The following is a 1,258-nucleotide window of genomic DNA, read 5'->3' as shown; positions in this document are numbered from 1 at the left end:
TGATCTTACCCAGCAATAGTGGACACGCGGCTAAGTGAGTAAACTCTCAGTCAGAGGTGACTCACATGACAAAAACAGTATCAACCAGTAAAAAACCCCGTAAACAGCATTCGCCTGAATTTCGCAGTGAAGCCCTGAAGCTTGCTGAACGCATCGGTGTTACTGCCGCAGCCCGTGAACTCAGCCTGTATGAATCACAGCTCTACAACTGGCGCAGTAAACAGCAAAATCAGCAGACGTCTTCTGAACGTGAACTGGAGATGTCTACCGAGATTGCACGTCTCAAACGCCAGCTGGCAGAACGGGATGAAGAGCTGGCTATCCTCCAAAAGGCCGCGACATACTTCGCGAAGCGCCTGAAATGAAGTATGTCTTTATTGAAAAACATCAGGCTGAGTTCAGCATCAAAGCAATGTGCCGCGTGCTCCGGGTGGCCCGCAGCGGCTGGTATACGTGGTGTCAGCGGCGGACAAGGATAAGCACGCGTCAGCAGTTCCACCAACACTGCGACAGCGTTGTCCTCGCGGCTTTTACCCGGTCAAAACAGCGTTACGGTGCCCCACGCCTGACGGATGAACTGCGTGCTCAGGGTTACCCCTTTAACGTAAAAACCGTGGCGGCAAGCCTGCGCCGTCAGGGACTGAGGGCAAAGGCCTCCCGGAAGTTCAGCCCGGTCAGCTACCGCGCACACGGCCTGCCTGTGTCAGAAAATCTGTTGGAGCAGGATTTTTACGCCAGTGGCCCGAACCAGAAGTGGGCAGGAGACATCACGTACTTACGTACAGATGAAGGCTGGCTGTATCTGGCAGTGGTCATTGACCTGTGGTCACGTGCCGTTATTGGCTGGTCAATGTCGCCACGCATGACGGCGCAACTGGCCTGCGATGCCCTGCAGATGGCGCTATGGCGGCGTAAGAGGCCCCGGAACGTTATCGTTCACACGGACCGTGGAGGCCAGTACTGTTCAGCAGATTATCAGGCGCAACTGAAGCGGCATAATCTGCGTGGAAGTATGAGCGCAAAAGGTTGCTGCTACGATAATGCCTGCGTGGAAAGCTTCTTTCATTCGCTGAAAGTGGAATGTATCCATGGAGAACACTTTATCAGCCGGGAAATAATGCGGGCAACGGTGTTTAATTATATCGAATGTGATTACAATCGGTGGCGGCGGCACAGTTGGTGTGGCGGCCTCAGTCCGGAACAATTTGAAAACCAGAACCTCGCTTAGGCCTGTGTCCATATTACGTGGGTAGGATCA

The 1,258-nt window shown here is 53.6% G+C and carries 1 protein-coding gene; it reads left to right on the top strand.

Annotated features, from left to right (window positions below; genetic code table 11):
- Positions 1–65 precede the first annotated feature (65 nt).
- Positions 66–1,228 (top strand): IS3-like element IS3 family transposase gene (locus ACOTYN_RS26335; RefSeq protein ID WP_113706132.1). Its coding sequence is split into 2 segments (ribosomal slippage): positions 66–327 and positions 327–1,228, totalling 1,164 coding nucleotides; the frame shifts between segments, so codons are not numbered across the junction.
- Positions 1,229–1,258: the final 30 nt, after the last annotated feature.

The organism is Enterobacter cloacae complex sp. IR5458 (genome assembly GCF_049238025.1).
Classification (GTDB): Bacteria; Pseudomonadota; Gammaproteobacteria; order Enterobacterales; family Enterobacteriaceae; genus Enterobacter; species Enterobacter kobei.
Note: the sequence above shows the minus strand (reverse complement) of the source record. Positions and strands in the feature narration are given on the sequence as shown.